Raw genomic sequence first — 18184 nt, forward strand, 5'->3', positions numbered from 1 at the left:
GGGCGGCCTACCGTTGCGGTTCCGCAACGGCCGGACCGCAGGCAAGCAGCCGGCTTCGCCGGTTCGGGCGCCGCGCCCGCGCCCGGGCAGCCAGACCGGCCTGGACCGCCCGGTACTACTCCCGGCCGCCGACACGAACACCGGCGACCAGACCGCGGAAGATCTCCTCCCCCTCAACCAACGACAGGGAACCGGCCACTCAACCGGCGGGGCGCGCCACCGATCACCCCACCAGTCTGCGCGAACCACCGCCGAGCCGTCTCACCCGACACCCCCACCATCAACTCCGTCCGATACGACGCACACCCCACCCGACAACCCAGCAATCACAACTCCAACAACCAAGGACGTTGCAACCACCCGATGAAACCGCCGCGCGTTCAGGACAACGCGCCGTCCTGAAAGGCGCGTTCAGGTCATCAGGCGACATGAACGCGCCTTTCCGGACACGACCGGCCGGGCCGGGCAGTACCCGGGCCCAGCGGGCGGTGTCCGCACAACCAGGCGCTGCGTGCCCGGCCCACAGCCAGGGAACCGTCAGTGGGCGGCCGCGTTCCACGAGCGGCCGAAGCCGACCGAGACGTCCAGCGGTACGTCCAGTTTGTAGGCGGAGCCCATGCCCTTGCGCACCAGCTCCTCCGCGGCCGTGCGTTCCGGGTTGCAGACCTCCAGCACGAGTTCGTCGTGGACCTGCAGCAGCATGCGTGTCTTCAGCCCGGCGTCGCGCAGTTCGCGGTGCACGTTCAGCATCGCGACCTTGATGATGTCCGCGGCGCTGCCCTGGATCGGGGCGTTCAGGGCCATGCGCTCCGCCATCTCGCGCCGCTGCCGGTTGTCCGACGTGAGGTCGGGCAGGTAGCGGCGGCGGCCGAAGATCGTGGACGTGTAGCCGTCCTTGCGGGCCTTCGCCACGATCTCCTGCAGGTAGTCGCGGACGCCGCCGAACCGGGCGAAGTACTCCTCCATCAGCTCGCGGGCCTCCTCGGTGGAGATCCGCAGCTGCTGGGACAGGCCGTACGCGGACAGGCCGTACGCCAAGCCGTAGTTCATCGCCTTGATCTTGGCGCGCTGGGCGCCCGTGACCTCGGTCGGTTCCACCGAGAACACGCGGGCGGCCGTGGCGGCGTGGAAGTCGAAGCCCGAGTTGAAGGCCTCGATCAGCGCCTCGTCGCCGGAGAGGTGCGCCATGATCCGCATCTCGATCTGGCTGTAGTCCGCGGTCATCAGCTCGTCGAAGCCGTCGCCGACGATGAACGTGTCGCGGATGGTCCTGCCCTCGTCGGTGCGGATCGGCACGTTCTGCAGGTTCGGCTCCGTCGACGACAGGCGCCCGGTCGCCGCGATCGTCTGGCTGTACGTGGTGTGGATGCGGCCGTCGTCGGACACCGACTTGATCAGGCCCTCGACCGTGATCTTCAGGCGGGTCGCGTCGCGGTGTTCCAGCAGGTGCGCCAGGAACGGGTGCTCCGTCTGCTCGAACAGCCCGGTCAGCGCGTCGGCGTCGGTGGTGTAGCCGGTCTTGGTGCGCTTGGTCTTCGGCATCTGCAGCTCGTCGAACAGCACCACCTGCAGCTGCTTCGGCGAACCGAGGTTGATCTCCTTGCCGATGACGGCGAACGCCTCCTGCTCGGCGTGTTTCACCCGCGACGCGAAGTGCGCCTCCAGTGACGCCAGCTGCTGGGTGTCGACCGCGATGCCGACCGCCTCCAGGTCGGCCAGCACCTTCAGCAGCGGCAGCTCGATGTCGGTGAGCAGGTTCGTCTGACCGGTCTCCGCCAGCGCGGTCGCCAGCGCGTCGGCCAGCTCGGCGATGGCGCGCGCCCGCACGATCTCGCCCTCGGCGATCTTCGCGTCGTCGCCCTCGATGCCGTCCAGCAGCGACAGCTGCCGCTCCTCCGGCTGCTGCTCGACCCGCAGTTCCCGCTTCAGGTACCGCAGCACGAGGTCGTCCAGCGCGAACGACCGCTGTCCCGGCCGGACCAGGTACGCCACGAGCTGCGTGTCGGTCGCCAGCCCGCCGAGCGTCCACCCGCGGTGCCGGATCGCGTGCAGTGCCGGCTTGACGTCGTAGGTCAGCTTCGCCACCGACTCGTCCGCGAGCCACGCCGCGAGCGCCTGCTCGTCGGATTCGCCCAAGGTGGTGACGTCGACGTACACGCCGGTGCCGTCGGCCTTCGCGACCGCCACCGACCGCAGCTCCACCGACTCGCCCGCGACACCGGTCGAGCCCAGCTGGAACGACAGTCCCACCCGTCCGCCCGACGGCGCGTTCGCCGACAGCCACGCGCCGAGCCCGCCCGCCTCGTACGCGCCGCCGGACACCTCGAACCCGTGGTCGGCCTCCGGCTCGGCCGTGGTCAGCTCGCCGAACAGCCGGTCGCGCAGCACCCGGAACTCCAGGTCGTCGAACAGCCGGTGCACGGCGTCGCGGTCCCACTGGCGGCGCGCCAGGTCGTCCGGGCGCACGTCCAGCGCCACGTCCCGCACCAGCTCGGTGAGCTGCCGGTTCATCAGCACGCTCGACAGCTGATCGCGCAGCGCGTCGCCCGCCTTGCCCTTGACCTCGTCGACCCGGTCCACCAGCTCGTTCAGCGACCCGAACTGGTTGATCCACTTCGCCACGGTCTTCTCGCCGACGCCCGGGATCTTCGGCAGGTTGTCCGACGGGTCGCCGCGCAGCGCCGCGAAGTCGGCGTACTGGTCGGGACGCACCCCCGTCTTGGCGTGCACGGCCTCGGGGTCCATGCGCGAGACGGCCGACACGCCCCTGGTCGGGTAGATCACCGTGACGTGGTCGTTGACCAGCTGGAACGCGTCCCGGTCGCCGGTACAGATGAGCACCTCGTACCCGTCGGCGACGGCCTGCGTGGTGAGCGTCGCGATCAGGTCGTCCGCCTCGTAGCCGTCCTTCGACAGGAACGGGATGGCGAGCGTGGTCAGCACGTCCTGGATGAGGCTGATCTGGCCCTTGAACTCGTCCGGGGTGGCGGACCGGTTGGCCTTGTACTCGGCGTACTGCTCGCTGCGGAACGTCTGGCGGGAGACGTCGAAGCACACCGCGACGTGCGTGGGCGCCTCGTCGCGGAGCAGGTTGATGAGCATCGAGGTGAAGCCGTAGACACCTTCGGTGTGCTGCCCGGTCTTGGTGACCAGGTTGGCTTCCTTCAGCGCGTAGAACGCCCGGTAGGCCATCGAGTGGCCGTCGATGAGCAGCAACCGGCGCTCGGAGGTCTTGACAGGTTCTGTGGCGGGCGTCTCAGGCACACGGCGAGTCTAGGGTGGGGGACCGACAATTCCCGGCGGGCCCCTACTGACCAGCGAGGAGTGCGTGTGAACACCTTCCCCGACAACCTGCCGGGCATCCGGTACGACCTGGCGGACCAGTTCCTGCCGACGAAGATGGGCATCGAGATCACCGAGTGGGATCCCAAGCGGGTCGTCGCCACGATGCCGGTCGCCGGGAACCTCCAGCCGTACGGGCTGCTGCACGGCGGCGCGAACGCCACGCTCGCGGAGACCATCGGGTCGGTCGCGGCCGCGCTCAACGCGCCGGAGGGCCGGGTCGCCGTCGGGCTGGAGCTGTCCTGCACCCACCACCGGGCCGCCACGAAGGGCCTGGTCACCGGGGTCGCGACGCCGCTCCACACCGGCCGGTCGACGTCCACGTTCGAGATCGTGATCACCGACGAGGACGGCAAGCGGACCTGCACGGCCCGCCTGACCTGCGTGCTGCGCGACGCGGCACCCGGTTCCTGACACGACGGCGCCCCCGGGGAGTTCCCCGGGGGCGCGTCCGTCTCACAGTGCTACTGACCCAGGTAGGCGGCCCGCACGCGCTCGTCGGCGAGCAGGTCGTTGCCGGGGCCCTCGAGCGTGGTCTGGCCGAGGTCCACGACGTAACCCCGGTCCGACAGCGCCAGCGCGGCCAGCGCGTTCTGCTCGACCAGCAGGATCGTCGTGCCCTGCTGCTGCAGCTCGGAGATCGTGTCGAAGATGAGCTGTGTCATGATCGGCGACAGGCCCATCGACGGCTCGTCCAGCATCAGCAGGCGCGGCTTGGACATCATCGCCCGCCCGATCGCCAGCATCTGCTGCTCACCGCCGGAGAACAGGCCCGCCTTCTGCGTGCGCCGCTCCCCCAGCACGGGGAACAGCTCGTACACCCGGTTCATGTCGGCGCGCACGCCGGACTCGTCCTTGCGGGTGTACGCGCCGAGCAGGAGGTTCTCCTCCACGGTCATCCTGGCGAACACGCGCCTGCCCTCCGGCGAGTGCGCGATGCCGCGGCTGAGGATGACGTGCGCGGGTTCCTTGACGATCGACCTGCCCTCGAACCGGATGTCCCCGGCCCTCGGGCGCAGCAGCCCCGAGATCGTCCGCAGCGTGGTGGTCTTGCCCGCGCCGTTCGCACCGATGAGGCAGACGATCTGCCCCTCCTCGACCACGAACGACACGTTGCGGACGGCCTCGATCGCGCCGTAGGCGACGCTCAGCTCGTCGACTTCCAGAAGAGCGGTCACGCGTCCTCCCTGTGCTGCTGAGCGGCGGCCTCGGCGACGTCCGCCTCGACCTCCTCGCGCGGCTTGCCGAGGTAGGCCTCGATCACGCGCGGGTCGTCGCGGACCGTCTCCGGTGAGCCCTCCACCAGCACCTCGCCCTGCACGAGCACGGACACCGAGTCGCACAGCGAGAAGATGAACTTCGTGTCGTGCTCGATGACCACGACCGAGATGCCGGTGTCCCTGATCCGGAAGATCAGCTGCCGGGCGGCCTCGGTCTCCTGCGGGTTCATGCCCGCGGTCGGCTCGTCGAGCAGCAGCACGTCCGGCTCGGTGGCCAGCGCGCGGGCGATCTCGAGCCGCCGCTGGTCGCCGTAGGGCAGGTTGCGGGCGACCTCGTCCTCGGCGCCGCGCAGCCCGACGAACTCGAGCAGCTCGCGCGCCTTCGCCCTGGCCGCCGCCTCGCCCCTGCGGAACACCGGGCCGTGGAACACCGAGGCCAGCGGGCCCTGGCGCATCCGGATGTGCCTGCCGACCAGCACGTTCTCCAGCACGGTCATGTTCGGGAACAGGCGGATGTTCTGGAACGTCCGCGCGATCCCCGCCGAGGTGACCTTGGCCGGGTCGGACGGCAGCGTGTTCCCGCGCAGCCGCACCGCGCCCCGCGTCGGCGTGTACAGCCCGGTCAGGCAGTTGAACAGCGTGGTCTTGCCCGCGCCGTTCGGCCCGATCAGCCCGACGATCTTGCCCTCGGTGAGCTGGAGCGACACGTCGTTGAGCGCCGTCAGACCACCGAAGATCATCGTCACGCCGGTGGCCTCGAGCACCGGTTCGGTCGCGCGATGCTGTGCCGCGCTCATGCCCGGTCCTCCTTACCCACCGCGGGGAGCTGCATGGTGTGTTCAGCCTGCTCCTGTTCGAGCACCAGCTGTTCCTCTTCGCTCTCGATGGACTTGCCCTCCGCGGTCTCACCGGCCAGCTCGGCCCGCCGGTGCCGGTCCGGCACCAGGCCCTGCGGGCGGAACCGCATGATGAACACCAGCGCGAGGCCGAAGACGAGCAACCGGTAGTCGTCGAACTCGCGCAGCTTCTCCGGCAGCACGAACAGCAGCGACGCGCCGAGCACCGCGCCCGGGATCGTGCCCATGCCACCGAGGATGACCGCCGCGAGCAGCGTCACCGACTCGAGGAACCGGAAGCTCTCCGCCGACGCGGTGCCCAGGTTGTGCGCGAAGATCGCGCCGGCGAGACCGGCCACCGTGGCGCCGACGAGGAACGCGAGGATCTTGGCCTTGCCGGTCCGGATGCCCATCGCACGGGCGGCGTCCTCGTCCTCGCGGATCGCGATCCACGCCCGGCCGATGCGGCTGTTCTTGAGGTTCGCGAACACCGCCATGATCAGGCCGACCACGAGCACGATGAGGAAGTAGTACAGCACGCCCGTCGGCAGCTTCACACCGAACAGGTTGATGGCCTCGTTGAACTGCGTGCCGAACAGCTCCACCGGCGGGATGCCGGGGATCGAGTTCGACCCGTTGGTGAGGCCACCGACGTCGTTCAGCGCGGACCGGTAGAAGATCTCACCGAACGCCAGGGTCACGATCGCCAGGTAGTCGCCGCGGACCCGCAGTGTCGGCGAGCCGACGATGGCGCCGAAGATGCCCGCCACGACCGCGGCGATCAGCGCCGCCACCGGGAACGGCAGCTCGATGTCGAACTCCGCCGCCGTCGCGCCGGACAGGTTCGCCGCGACGAACGCGCCGATGCCGAGGAACGCCACGTAGCCGAGGTCCAGCAGGCCGGCGAGGCCGACCACGATGTTCAGGCCGATCGCGGTGACCGCGTACACGCCGATCGTGGCCGCCACCCGCATCCAGTACGAGTTGCCCGCCTCGGTGAACGGCAGCGCGAACGCGCACACCAGCAGCACCACGATGCTGAACGCCCGGTGCCGCTCCGACAGCTGGGAGATCAGCCGCGTGACACCCATGCCGTGCAGCGCGCCGAGCAGACCGCCCGCGAACCCGAGGAACGCCAGGAAGATCGGGCCGGCGTACGGGAACGCGGCGCCACCGATGCCGCCCGCGGTCAGCGTCAGCGACACCATGTAGAGCACACCCGCGAACGCCACCGCGAGCACGGCCCACGCGGCGAGCCTGCCGCCCCAGCCGGTCATCCCGAACAGCTTCCCGGTGAGATCCGGGATGTCGGTGATCCCGGTGGCTGCGCCGCCGAGGATCAGCAGCACGCCCGCGATGATGCCGACGATGCTGGCGAACGCGAAGTTGCCGTCCGCCGCCGTGATCGCGCCGACCCCGCCGCCCTCGGAGGCGATGAAGACGGCGTTGACCGCGGAGATCGCGAGACCGCCCCAGCCGAGCGCGCGGAGCACCCGCCCCTTGCCGGGCACCGCGACGAACGTGACGACGAGCGCCGCGATGCCGAACAGCAGCAGGTGCCAGCGGAACCCGGTGAGCTCGAACGGCGCGTCGAAGAACTGCAGCGTCGACTTCTCCGGGTACGGCCCGTCGTTCAGCAGGAACGTCGCCCACGGCAGCATCGCCGCCACCAGCAGCAGGAGTCCGCCGACGGCCGTCGCGGGCCGGGCGAGAGCGGGCGGGATCACGCCCGAGAGCTTGCTCATGCGCGCACCCTTTCCGCCTCACCGAACAGACCCTGCGGCCGGAACACCAGCACGAGGATGAGGACCACGAAGATCCACACGTAGTCGTACTGGGTGCCGCCCGGCAGGTACTGGCCGCCGAGCGCCTTGATCAGGCCGATGATGAACGCGCCGATCACCGCGCCGCGGAGGCTGCCGATGCCGCCGAGCACCGCCGCGGTGAACGCGAAGATGCCGTTCTGGAAGCCGATGGAGTTGTCCACGTTGGTGATGTAGGAGCCGTACAGGACACCGGCGATGCCCGCGAGCGCCGCACCGAGGATGAACGTCAGGACGATCACCCGGTCCGGGTTCACCCCCATCAGCCGCGCGGTGTCGCGGTCCTGGGAGGTCGCGCGCATCGCGCGGCCCATCCTGGACTGGCTGATGTAGGTCTGCAGCAGCACCGACAGCACGATCGACACGACGATCAGCAGCAGGCCGGACGCCGAGATCTCGATGTCGCCCATCTTGATCTGCGTGTCGATGAACACCCTGGGGAACGGCTGCGCGGCGTCCGCGTCCGGGTACCACAGGCGGACGGCTTCCTGGAGCGCCACCGACACACCGAGGGCGGTGATCAGTGGCGCGAGTCTTGGTGCGTTGCGTAATGGCCGGTACGCGAAGCGCTCCATGAGCACCGCGATCACCACGGCCACGATCACGCCGCCGACCAGCATCGCGGGCAGCGAGATGTACCAGTCGCCGCGCACGCTCTCGGGCAGCACCCACCGGTACACGGCGAGACCGCCGAACGCGCCGACCATGAACACCTCGCCGTGGGCGAAGTTGATCAGCTGGATGATGCCGTACACCATCGTGTAGCCCAGGGCGATCAGACCGATCGTCGCGCCCAGTACGAGCCCGTTGACTATCTGCTGTAACAGGGTCGTCACATCTACCTCCACAGGCGGCGGGGGTGGGCTCGGCCCACCCCCGCCGTCGCGTCACTCATCGATGGATAGATCTACGAACCCGTGGATCAGCCCTCGAACTTCCCGGTCTTGACCGACTTCCACTTGCCGCCGGTGACCTGGTAGACGGTCAGCACGGTGTTGGTGCTGTCGCCGTTCTCGTCGAACGCGATCTCGCCGGTGGCGCCGTCGCCCTTGTAGTTCTGGGCAGCCTCGACGACCTTCGAGCGCAGGTCCTCGGACCACTCGCCGTCGCCGACGGCCTCGGCCACCGACGCGATGATCACGTTCGCGGCGTCGTAGGAGAACGCACCGTACGCGGAGAAGCCCTCCTTGTAGCCGGCCTTCCCGTAGGCGTCCACGAAGGCCTTCGCGCTCGCCAGCTCCTCGGTCGGGGCGCCGACCGACGTCGCGAGGTCGCCGTCCTTGCCGCCCAGCGCGATGTACTGGTCGTCGAAGATGCCGTCGCCGCCCATGACGGGGACGTTCAGGCCGGCCGCGGCGAACTGCTTCGACAGCGGGCCCGCCTGCGGGTACTGGCCGCCGTAGTAGATGGCGTCCGGCGCGAACGGCTTGACCGCCGCGATGACGGACGAGAAGTCCGTGTCCTTCTCACCGATCTTCTGGCGGGTGACGATCTGCGCGCCGTTCTTCTCCGCCTGGGTCGTGAACGAGTCCGCGAGGCCCTCACCGTAGGTCAGACCGTCGGTGATGATCGCGATCTTCTTCTTGCCGGTCTCCTTGACCAGGTAGTTCGCCGCGTACGGGCCCTGGAGCGAGTCGACCGTGCAGGTGCGGAAGTACGTCTTGTACGGCCGCTTCGGGTTGGCCGGGTCCTCGCCCTTGGTCAGCGAGTCCGCGGTGTTCGCGGGCGAGATCTGCAGGATGCCCGCCTGGTCCAGGATGGGCTGCACGCTCTGGGACACCGAGGAGTTCAGCGTGGACACCACGCCGACGACGTCCGGGGTCGACGCGAGCTTCGTCGCGGCCTGCGCACCGAGCTGCGGGGTCTTCTGGTCGTCCTCGGCCTGGAGGGCCAGCTTGTAACCCTTGACCGTGCACTTCTCGTTGGCCTGCTTGACCGCGAGGTCGGCGGAGTGCTCGATGCCCTTGCCCAGTGCCGAAAGCTCACCACTCAGCGGCGCGATCACGCCGAGGGTCAGCGTGCCCTTGCTGGTGTCGCAGGACTGGTTGCTCCCGCCACCACCAGAGCCGCCTTCCTCCTTGTTCGTGCCGCAAGCCGACAGCAGCAGCAAGCCCGCTGCCACGACAGCCGCGGCTTTCACCGTCTGGTTTCGCACGTGACGTGTCCCTTCTCCGCATTTCCGTCCGGCGTGTTGCCGCATAGCATGCCGAACCCTGCCCTCGTCCATGTCGGAGGGCTGGCCGGAACCTAGTAACCGAGCGCAGTCTTAGTCACGTCCCAAGGGCGCTCGTGACCAGACTGCAACGAAACTGACCGTCCGTGTCCGCTCACCGGACGAACCAGGACCTTCCGGTCATGGCGCGGTAACACGATCTCAACTTCGCAACGGACCCCCTGGCAGGTACCTGCCGACCCTAATCTGCGTTGGTGCCCACCAGGAGGCGACTGTTCATCTGGCTCGGCGCCATCGCGTTGATCGCGGCAGCCGTGGTCACTCTCCGTGCTACCGAGGACCCCCATAGCAGCGACACGGAGAGTGACGACAAACCCAAGCCCGTGACGGTCGAGCGGTTCGCGGCGGACAACGTGGTGCTGCCCGCGCCGGGGGACGATCCCGCCCCGCCCGCCCTGGTCGTCACCGAACCGGAACGGGACGCGCTGCGGGTGGCGTGGGCGGACGCGCTGCCCGGCGGTCAGGTCCCGGCGGGCGCGGCCGGCTACGAGGTCCGCTGGCGGCCGTCGAACGGCAACGGCAGCGACCGCGACTTCGGCACCCGGCTCGTCGCGACCCCCGACGTGCGGCTCGAGGGGCTCACGAACGACCGCGAGCACGTCGTCGAGGTGCGGACGGTCGACGCGTTCGGGCAGCGGTCGCGGCCCGCGCGGGCCACCGGCACGCCCGGCGAGCCGGCCACCGGCTGGACGACGCCGCTGACCGGGCTGTACGACGACTTCGCCGACCCGTCCGTCTACGACGACCGCTGGCACCTGTCCGGGTACCGCGGCTGCGTCGACGTGGTGACCGAGCGGGGCCGGGGCCTGCCGATCGAGCTGGGCTGCGGCGCCGACCTGGCCGTGCTGCGGGCGAAGCAGCCGATGACGCTGACCGCGCCGACACCGTCCGGTGAGCTGGGCAGGGTCGCGGTGCGCACGGACACCGCGGGCACCGGCGGGGAGCTGACGATCACGCTCGCACCGGGCCCCGTCGACCGGGTCGGCGCGGACCGCCAGCGCGCGGACCGCTTCCCGCCGAGGGACGACGCGCTGCCCGGCGGCACGATCCGCGTGGGCGTCGACGACGCCGGCGTGCACGTGAGCGCGGCGCCGGACGTGCCTGCCGTGGCGCCGCAGCGGCTGGAGGTGTTGTCGGCGCCGGTGCGCGGGCCGTACGTGGCGCACCTGTTCGAGGTCGTGCTGACGACGTCGGGGTTGCGGGTCTACCAGGACGGGCTGCTGGTGGCGGTGGCCGGCGTGGTGCCGTCGTGGCGGTCGGCGTCGGTGCTGCTGGGGTTCCGCGGCCCGGAGCGGCGGCGGTCGCGGGTGCACCTGACGGGCGCGGGGTTCACGGGACCGGCCGCCGCGGTGCCCGGGGTCGTGGACGTGCCGGTGACGGCGGGGACGCAGCGGGTGCTGGACCTGGCCGAGCCGTCCCCGCAGGTCGGCATCGCGCGCACGCCGCTGGAGCCGGCGCGGGCGGCGACGCTGGTGGCGACCCTGGTGGTCGCGGACGGCATGGACCCGCGCGGGGTGGTCGTGCAGATGGGTGACCTGCGGGTGCCCGCGCGGCCGGTGGTGGCGTCACCGTCGGCGGTCGACGGCGCGGCGCTCACCGTGGCCGCGGACGTGCCCGCGGCCCTGCTCGGCACGAAGGGCAGCACGTCGATCACCCCGTTCGTGCTGCGCGCGCCGGGTGCGACGCGGCAGGTCCGCCTGGTCGAGACGTATCTGCGGGTCACGCCGGTGCCGGGGTGGCAGCCACCCGATCCGGAGCTGGTGACGGGCCGCCCGCGCGGCGCGGACGGCCTGCCGTCGGTCGACGCCGTGCTGGCCAACTCGGCGGGCGACCCGCTGACGTCGGCCGTGGTGGCGCCGACGGGCCAGATGGTGCTGAAGGTGAACCTGGACGCGTCGACCGACCAGTGGGAGACCGGGTCGGTCGGCGGCGTCCAGGGTTTCGAGGTGTGGCTCGACGGCGAGCTGATCGCCGGGGTGCCGACCAGGGTGGACGGGCCCGGCGTCGGCGGTCAGCACGCGCTGTCGATCGCCCTGCCCGGCATGGCCCGCGGCCCGCACGTGCTCGAGGTGCGCGAGTACACCATGTCGGGCAAGGAGCGGCCGGTGTCGGCGGTGCTGAACTTCACCGTCAGGTGATGTTCTCGACCACCGCTTCGGCCACGGACTTCATCGTGGCGCGCCGGTCCATGGCGGTGCGCTGGATCCAGCGGAACGCCTCCGGTTCCGAGAGGCCCTGCTTGGTCATGAGCAGGCCCTTGGCACGCTCGATGAGCTTCCGCGTCTCCATCCGCTCGGTGAGCGTCGCCACCTCGGTCTCGAGCGCGGCCAGCTCGGAGAAGCGGCTGACGGCCAGCTCGATCGCGGGCACCAGGTCGTGCTTGGCGAACGGCTTCACCAGGTACGCCATCGCGCCGGCCTCCCGGGCCCGCTCGACGAGGTCCCGCTGCGAGAACGCGGTCAGGATCACGACGGGCGCGATCCGCTCCCCCGCGATCTGCGCCGCCGCGTCGATGCCGTCCATCCGCGGCATCTTCACGTCGAGGATCACAAGGTCGGGCCGCAGTTCCTTGGCCAGCGCGACGGCCTGCTCGCCATCAGCGGCCTCCCCGGCGACGTGGTAGCCCTCTTCCTTGAGCATCTCCACGAGGTCGAGCCGAATGAGCGCCTCATCCTCCGCGACGAGCACACTACGTTGCACGGCCGGGACGGACTGGGCCTCGGCAGCCTGATCGGTCACCGGGGTCCTCCTGAATCGAGTCGGTCTGAGCCTCCAGCCTACCGGCGGAGGGCCGTCGGAGACCCGCACACAGGCCGTGATCAGCACAACGTTAACGCCCCGGCAACACACGGCCGCCGAACGGATGACGAGCACCACACCTGCGGGAATGCCGCGTGACCGGCCGTGACGCTCCGTGCCTGCTCGCCGGTCACGGGTCTGTGAGGGAGAACCCTGAAGACCCGGCGCCGGGGCATCCCGTAAAGTCTTGCCACGCGTAAGCCCCCGTAGCCCAACCGGCAGAGGCAACGGATTCAAAACCCGTCCAGTGTGCGTTCGAATCGCACCGGGGGCACCACCGCAAACCATGCCTGACCAGGCCGTTTGACCTGCGATGATGCCCCCGTGGTGGATCATGCGTTGTCCGGCTCTGTCCGGGCAGACCCGGCCGAATCCGGCGAGTTGTCTCCTATTTGTGTCCGAGTTTCGGGCTCCCAGCCCAGCGCCTCCTCGATACGCCGGTGGGCCGCCGCCTCCAGGCCGCTGATGACCTTGGCGTAGATCTGGTGCAGCACCGCCACGGAGTGACCGGCCCACTCGGCGCACTGCGATGACGGGACACCAGCCGCGAGCCACGTGGACACGCAGGCGTGCCGGAGGTCGTACGGCCGACGAGCCAGCGGCGAGGCGTACTCCTCCTCGGTCAGCGCCGCCCGTCGCGCCTTGTCCCAGACCCGGGCGATCGTCGACTCGGCGAGATCCCCGCCGACCAGGTTGCGGAACAGCCGCCCGTCGGCCGCCACTCCGAACCGCCGCAGGTGCTCGTGCAGGATGCGGGTCAGCGGAGGCGACGACGGGACCGACCGCACCTCTCCGATGGCCCGCTGCTTGAGCTGCCTCCTGTCCCGCCGCTCCCCCGTGTCGGTCCACGAGGCACCGGCGATCGGAGCCGTCTCGGAGAGCAGCAACTCACCCCATCCGCTCTCCGGGAGCTGAAGATCGGGCTTGCTCAGCATTGCGGCCTCCTCCGGCCGCAGCGCCGCGTAGTACATGACCGCGAAGAACGCCTTCAGCATCGGCCCGGAGGACCGCCGAGGCTGCCCGTCGACAACCTGAGCCTCCACCGCGGCCAGCAACCGTTCCGCCTGACGCGTGTTGATGACGACCCGCTTGTCGATCGCCCGCATTGTCTTGGGTGCTGTCCACTTCACAGCAGGCAGGTTGTTCGCCGAGAGAGCCTTGATCTCGACGGCGTAGTCGAGCGCGTTGAACAGAACCGCCCTCTTCCGCGTCACCGTCTTGGCCGCCGCCTGCTTGCCATCCAGCTTGAGCGCGAGCGCATCGAGCGCGTTCCTCAACATCGCGATGTCCTCGAACCGGGACACCGGCAGCGTGTGCGCGGCCACCCATTTCAAGGCACGTTCGATCTCCGGTGGCTTGGCCGCATCGCGTCGCTTGGTGTTGAACGCCCAGCCCGTCAACGCCTGGCGCACAACCCGAGCGTCCGGCCTCCCCTTGTCCGTGGCGAACATGACCGGCGTGACCGTCGCCAACGCGTCAGCGTTGCCAGCACGCGATTTTGCCGCTGCTCTCTGCCACTTCATATCGATGTACTTGACCGCGAAGTCGAACCAGGACATGACCTGCTTCTCACGCACCATCGACAGGGGAAGACCCTCGTCGACGTCGAACGCCTCTCCACGTCGAGACGCAGCGATAAGGTCCGAGCGGAAGCTGTCCGCGTGAGCGAAAGTGCTGAATCCCTTTGAGAACCGCCTTTTGTCGACGCTCCATGGCAGCCGGTAGCTCTTGCCTCGCTTCCCCGAACGCGTCTGAATTTGCCAGACCTTCACGTCGTAGGAGTACGCCATCAGGCCGCCTCCTCATGGGAGTTCAGCCAGCGTTCGTACTCCTCACGTCGGATGCGGATGTCGCCGTTGGGCAGCTTGATACAGCGCGGCGCACGCTTCTTCGCCCGCCACTCGTAGAACGTCGAGCGAGCGATATCGAGATCCGCGCACACGTCGTCGATAGTCAGATGCCGTTCTCTCCCCACGTTCCTGTTCTCCCCCATGTCAGGCCGCCATCCCCTCAGTTGCCGAAAGATCCGGTGCACTCGCCGCGAGTAGCGCCCGGTCGTACTCGGCTCTCCATCGGGTGCGTTCGGCGATCGCGTGCAGGATCAGGTGATCCCGTGGCGGCAGATTCGGGTCACCGGGCGGGACCTTCTGCCAGGTCAACCGGACCGGGTCGGGATCAGTCTTGGTGATGCCGACAGCGGCGAGGGATTCCAGGACGAACGCGCGGCGGTCGGCCTTGTGGTCGACGAGCGTCTTGCCCGACCACTTCCGCGACACGAGCACCCGCCGACCAGGCAGACCCAGGGTTGTGCGCCGGTGAGCACGCCCCTTGCAGTGCCCCGGTGCAGTCCGCGACGAAGCGCCGAGGGGTTCGATGCCGTAGAGCAGCCACACGGCACAACGCGGCGAGCACGGCGTGACCCGCAGCTCGTCATGCAGCCGGTCGTGATGAGCCCGTTGGCGATCGGTGGCCGCCTCGATCACCTCACCAGTGGACTTGGTGAGGTACTTGGTCAGGTAGCCGATGTGCCGTCCGGCTTCCTCGGTGCCGCCGAGGATGCCCTTGGAGTGCACCTGCCGCCCGAACGTGACCACATGCGCCGGTTCCTCCACAGCGTCCACTGCGTCGCGCCAGGAGGTGAGGGGTTGGCGGGTGTCGGGGTCGACGAACCGGCCGCCGTCCCACACCGGCAAGTGGTCGCCGTCGTAGACCAGCTCGTCATGCTGCGGCCACCACACTTGGTGGTAGGTGGCTGCGGTGACCTGCCGAAGTACCTCATGCGGCACCGACCCCCGGATAGCTGCGTGCAGGTGCGGTGCGCAGCGCTTCTGCGGTTCCACGGTGGCGAAGTACTGCACGTCCCAGCCGACGACGCGCCGCAGGTTCTGCCACCACCGATCCACCAGCGCGGCGAAGTGCACCGCGTCCCGCGCCGCTCGCCGGTAGTCATAAGTCGACGAGTCGACGGGGGTGCCGTCGTCGGTGACGCGGCCGTAGCTGTCGAGGGTGAGGGTGACGAACATGGACGGCCGGAACCGCCCGGCGTACTCGCGACCCACGGTGCGCTTCTCGACCCGTCGACGAGGCAGGTCGGGTGCGTCCTGCCGCCGCTTGGTCGAGCGTTTCGGGGACCGCCTGCCGGGGCCGTCCGGGTTGGGCAGGCGACCGCGCATCCCGAGTTGCCGAAGTTCCTCGTCCACCGAGCGGATCTCGTCGCGCAGCTCGTCCGCTTCCGCCGCGCCCTGTTCCGCGGCTTGCTGGTAGGCGGCCACGAGGTCAGCGCGGTACTCGAGAAGCGCCGTGTGCTCGTCGGTGGGCTTGTCCGGGGTGAAGCCGGGTTCCTCGTCGAGGTGCCAGCCCTCGCGGCACTGGGCCATCCGCAGCGCCCGAGCCTTCCGCGCACATGGCCCGCAGACCGACTCCACGGTCGAGCCGCAGGGGACCGGCACGTAGCGGAGTTCGCCGGTCTCCAGGTCGCCGACCTCCATCGTGAACGGCCGGACACACACGCCGTGCTGCTCAGCGGTCGCCGCGATGACGTCCGAGGCCAGCGGCAGCCTCATCCGTTCCGCCCGCGACCCAGGCCGAACCTCCTGGCGGATGTCGGTAGTCATCAGGCCACCCCCTTTCCCGCGCCCTCACGGGCGACCATGCCGCCGTTCTGCTGGTTCTCGCGAAGCAGGCAAGCGAGCGCGTACAGCTCGTCGAGGGACACGCCGTCGGTCTGGCCGGGGTCGAGCGCGACGAGTCCGACGCAGTCGGTGAACAGGCCGAGGCAGTAGACCCGTACGCGGGCGCCGATGGTGGTGCGTCCGGTGACGGCGACGTGGAAGCGGCCGGAGTCCAGCCGCGTCCAGGCAGCGGTCACGTCGGTGAGCGTGTGCGCCCACAGCAGCAGGTTGGCGAGCTGTCGCGCCAGGTCGTCCCTGCCGTCGGGCTCGATCTCGATTCGCCGTGCCAGCGGGGAGAAGCTGAGCACACCGGGCGCGGGCAGGCACCGGCCGTGCGTGTGCGCGCGGAACGCTCGCATCAGGACATCCACAGTGGACATCAATTCCTCGGAGGTACCGGCGGCCGTCTTGTTCGTAAGCGTGTTCATGGCAAGGGAAGTCCTTTCAAGACAAGTGGGTTTCAGGCAGCACCGTCGGGTGCGTTGCGGTGGGACACCGCGCCACGGCCGGGGAAGACATGCACCGTGCCGCCACGAACGGTGGAAGGCATGGGGTCGCGGGTGACGAAGGCTTCCAGCTCTTTGATCACCTCGTCAGGCACCCAGCCGCCGCGCACGCGCAGGGGCTCACGGATGCCCTCACCGAACAGGTAGCCCACACCGGCCTCGGATTCGCCGATCCGGTTCGCCCACGCGCCCCGCTCGTACGCTTGGTCGCCGAGCACCATCCCCACGTGCGACTTGGCAGCCACGCGCAGACAGATCCGGCGCGGGAACAGTTCCCGCACGGGCACGGTGTCCTTCGTGGGCTCCTGGACGTAGCCGCGCACTGTGCACGCCAACGCCCGCCCCTGCGTGGTCAACAGCGCCACCCGCTCAGTGATCGCCTCCCGCAGCTTGCGATCACCGATGTAGCGGATCAACGCCCCGATCTCGTCGAACTCCACAATCTCCAACGGGAAGTCCCGCGAGATGGGCACCGAGCGGAGCCGACCGGCGAACTCCGTCTTCCGCCGCTCCATCTCCTCGATCAGGTCATCCAGCAGCGCGAGCGCGTCCTTGCCGGTGACCGCGTAGCGGTGGAAGATCCGCCGCCCGTACGCGAGTTCCATCCCCTTCGGGTCGATCCCGGACACGCGCACCAGGCCGTCCCGGATGGCCGGGGCGATCGAGACGAGCGGGCACCACATCTGCGCCCCCTTACCCGCACCCGTCGCCCCGGCGTGCAGAGTGTGTGAGCCCTTGAGCGGCTGGTGCCAGTCGGTGCCGTACTCGGTGCGCCCGCTCCACACCCGGTCAAGGTCGATCGAGGTGCCGGGCACGTCGACCAGCCCCGCCAGCTCCCGGCAGTACACGACCTCGCGGAGCAGGTTCCGGCGCTGAAAGTCCACCGACACCACACGCGGCGACAGCTCCCGCACCTGGCAACGCGACACCCCGCGCGCCACCGCCAGCTCCCGTGCCTTCTCGTCGAAGTCCTCCGGCTTCTGCCCCGCCACCAGCCGGACACGCACCTCGTCCCACGACGCCCCCGACCGCACCCCGAGCACCCGAGGCACCAGGTCAACGCGCGGTCGGACCTGGCGGCGCGGCCGGCGGTTCCGGCCGAACGGGCTCATCACCAGCACCGTCGGCCGGTCCGGGTCGACGACCGTCAGCCCGCAGGCCCGCAGCCACCCCGGCAGCTTCCGCGCGTAGACCGTCCACCGCAGCCACCACGACCGCAGCCACCGCCCCGCCCACATCTCGAACGACGTCCGGTGCCGCCACCGCCACACCAACAGACCGCCCGCCGTCACGACGACCACAGCGGCGAGCGACGGCCAGCCCCACCACACCAGCCAGCCGACTACCGCCAGCACCGTCGCCGAGGTGCGCGGGTGAGTCACCGCGGCCTTGATCATGACGAACACGGCCTTGACCAGCAGCCACACGGCGACCGCGAGCGACGCCAGCGTGAGCACGGCTTCAGCCATCGACGCCAGCGCCCGCCCGACCTTGTGCAGCACCCACACCACCAGCGCCAGGCCGCCACCGGCCAGCACCAGCGACATCACCGACTGGGCGCTCATCGGCGCTCACCCCGCCCAGGGACGAACACCAGGGGCAGGACGCCTCGGCAGCGGTCGCAGTCGGCCTCTCCCGGCCACAGCCGGGCGAACCGCTTACAGGTCGCGCACCGCGCCGAACCCGCGCTGCGCTTTTCGGTTGTCTCGGTATCACTGGGAAATGTGCCCGGCACCCCGCCTAGCGGACAGTCC

14 protein-coding genes and 1 tRNA gene are annotated in these 18184 nt (G+C 69.7%); 3 read left to right on the plus strand and 12 right to left on the minus strand.

The annotated features are described in order from the left end of the window. Window positions 1–537: 537 nt before the first annotated feature. Window positions 538–3192 (minus strand): DNA polymerase I, encoded by a 2655-nt coding sequence (gene polA / locus ACYQ77_RS22360; RefSeq protein ID WP_459714912.1) that lies wholly within the window; start codon window positions 3190–3192, stop codon window positions 538–540. A 138-nt stretch (window positions 3193–3330) separates the two neighbouring features. Between polA and ACYQ77_RS22365 the strand changes: the two genes are divergently transcribed. Then, entirely contained in the window at window positions 3331–3756 is a 426-nt protein-coding gene (locus ACYQ77_RS22365; protein WP_459714314.1) for a PaaI family thioesterase, read from the plus strand. Between the two features lie 50 nt (window positions 3757–3806). On the opposite strand, the gene ACYQ77_RS22370 is transcribed toward ACYQ77_RS22365, so the two are convergent. The 5 genes from ACYQ77_RS22370 to ACYQ77_RS22390 form a co-directional block, all read right to left on the minus strand. Further along, complete coding sequence (locus tag ACYQ77_RS22370; protein ID WP_459714315.1) at window positions 3807–4520, minus strand: ABC transporter ATP-binding protein; 714 nt, start codon at window positions 4518–4520, stop codon at window positions 3807–3809. Continuing rightward, the gene (locus ACYQ77_RS22375) at window positions 4517–5359 is read right to left on the minus strand and encodes an ABC transporter ATP-binding protein (RefSeq protein WP_459714317.1); all 843 of its coding nucleotides are present in this window, start codon (window positions 5357–5359) and stop codon (window positions 4517–4519) included. Before ACYQ77_RS22375 ends, ACYQ77_RS22370 begins: the two co-directional genes overlap by 4 nt. Beyond that, window positions 5356–7143 carry a branched-chain amino acid ABC transporter permease gene (locus tag ACYQ77_RS22380; protein ID WP_459714319.1) on the minus strand — a complete coding sequence of 596 codons (1788 nt, stop codon included), beginning with the start codon at window positions 7141–7143 and terminating at the stop codon, window positions 5356–5358. The genes ACYQ77_RS22375 and ACYQ77_RS22380 overlap by 4 nt, the downstream gene beginning before the upstream one ends. Next, window positions 7140–8057, minus strand: a complete 918-nt coding sequence (locus ACYQ77_RS22385; protein ID WP_459714321.1) for a branched-chain amino acid ABC transporter permease — start codon at window positions 8055–8057, stop codon at window positions 7140–7142. The genes ACYQ77_RS22380 and ACYQ77_RS22385 overlap by 4 nt, the downstream gene beginning before the upstream one ends. Before the next feature lie 86 nt (window positions 8058–8143). Further along, on the minus strand, window positions 8144–9376 hold the full coding sequence (locus ACYQ77_RS22390; RefSeq protein WP_459714323.1) for a branched-chain amino acid ABC transporter substrate-binding protein: 1233 nt from the start codon (window positions 9374–9376) through the stop codon (window positions 8144–8146). Between the two features lie 272 nt (window positions 9377–9648). Here ACYQ77_RS22390 and ACYQ77_RS22395 point away from each other — a divergent pair, with 272 nt between their 5' ends. Beyond that, entirely contained in the window at window positions 9649–11592 is a 1944-nt protein-coding gene (locus ACYQ77_RS22395; RefSeq protein WP_459714325.1) for a hypothetical protein, read from the plus strand. Here the strand turns inward: ACYQ77_RS22395 and ACYQ77_RS22400 are convergent. After that, a complete protein-coding gene (locus ACYQ77_RS22400) occupies window positions 11585–12193 on the minus strand; it encodes an ANTAR domain-containing response regulator (RefSeq protein ID WP_459714327.1) in 609 nt (202 codons plus the stop codon). The genes ACYQ77_RS22395 and ACYQ77_RS22400 overlap by 8 nt on opposite strands. Window positions 12194–12453: 260 nt before the next feature. Between ACYQ77_RS22400 and ACYQ77_RS22405 the strand changes: the two genes are divergently transcribed. Beyond that, a tRNA-Leu gene (locus ACYQ77_RS22405) sits at window positions 12454–12530 on the plus strand. Between the two features lie 55 nt (window positions 12531–12585). Here ACYQ77_RS22405 and ACYQ77_RS22410 read toward each other — a convergent pair. From ACYQ77_RS22410 to ACYQ77_RS22430, 5 genes are read right to left on the minus strand one after another with little or no spacing between them, the layout of a single operon-like run. Beyond that, a complete protein-coding gene (locus ACYQ77_RS22410) occupies window positions 12586–14043 on the minus strand; it encodes a tyrosine-type recombinase/integrase (protein ID WP_459714329.1) in 1458 nt (485 codons plus the stop codon). Continuing rightward, window positions 14043–14246, minus strand: coding sequence for a helix-turn-helix transcriptional regulator (locus tag ACYQ77_RS22415; protein ID WP_459714330.1), 204 nt, complete (start codon window positions 14244–14246; stop codon window positions 14043–14045). The genes ACYQ77_RS22410 and ACYQ77_RS22415 overlap by 1 nt, the downstream gene beginning before the upstream one ends. Window position 14247: 1 nt before the next feature. Continuing rightward, complete coding sequence (locus tag ACYQ77_RS22420) at window positions 14248–15867, minus strand: replication initiator (protein ID WP_459714332.1); 1620 nt, start codon at window positions 15865–15867, stop codon at window positions 14248–14250. Continuing rightward, on the minus strand, window positions 15867–16352 hold the full coding sequence (locus ACYQ77_RS22425) for a hypothetical protein (RefSeq protein ID WP_459714334.1): 486 nt from the start codon (window positions 16350–16352) through the stop codon (window positions 15867–15869). Before ACYQ77_RS22425 ends, ACYQ77_RS22420 begins: the two co-directional genes overlap by 1 nt. Before the next feature lie 32 nt (window positions 16353–16384). Then, window positions 16385–17995 carry an FtsK/SpoIIIE domain-containing protein gene (locus ACYQ77_RS22430; RefSeq protein WP_459714336.1) on the minus strand — a complete coding sequence of 537 codons (1611 nt, stop codon included), beginning with the start codon at window positions 17993–17995 and terminating at the stop codon, window positions 16385–16387. Between the last annotated feature and the right edge of the window lie 189 nt (window positions 17996–18184).

Source organism: Actinophytocola sp. KF-1, assembly GCF_054661535.1.

Excerpts from the sequence above, each read along its gene's own strand:
- ACYQ77_RS22410 (WP_459714329.1), bottom strand. The coding sequence starts at position 14,043 with ATGGCGTACTCCTACGACGTGAAGGTCTGGCAAATTCAGACGCGTTCG.
- ACYQ77_RS22380 (WP_459714319.1), bottom strand. The coding sequence starts at position 7,143 with ATGAGCAAGCTCTCGGGCGTGATCCCGCCCGCTCTCGCCCGGCCCGCG.
- ACYQ77_RS22430 (WP_459714336.1), bottom strand. The coding sequence starts at position 17,995 with ATGAGCGCCCAGTCGGTGATGTCGCTGGTGCTGGCCGGTGGCGGCCTG.
- polA (WP_459714912.1), bottom strand. The coding sequence starts at position 3,192 with ATGGCCTACCGGGCGTTCTACGCGCTGAAGGAAGCCAACCTGGTCACC.
- ACYQ77_RS22415 (WP_459714330.1), bottom strand. The coding sequence starts at position 14,246 with ATGGGGGAGAACAGGAACGTGGGGAGAGAACGGCATCTGACTATCGAC.
- ACYQ77_RS22425 (WP_459714334.1), bottom strand. The coding sequence starts at position 16,352 with ATGAACACGCTTACGAACAAGACGGCCGCCGGTACCTCCGAGGAATTG.
- ACYQ77_RS22420 (WP_459714332.1), bottom strand. The coding sequence starts at position 15,867 with ATGACTACCGACATCCGCCAGGAGGTTCGGCCTGGGTCGCGGGCGGAA.
- ACYQ77_RS22375 (WP_459714317.1), bottom strand. The coding sequence starts at position 5,359 with ATGAGCGCGGCACAGCATCGCGCGACCGAACCGGTGCTCGAGGCCACC.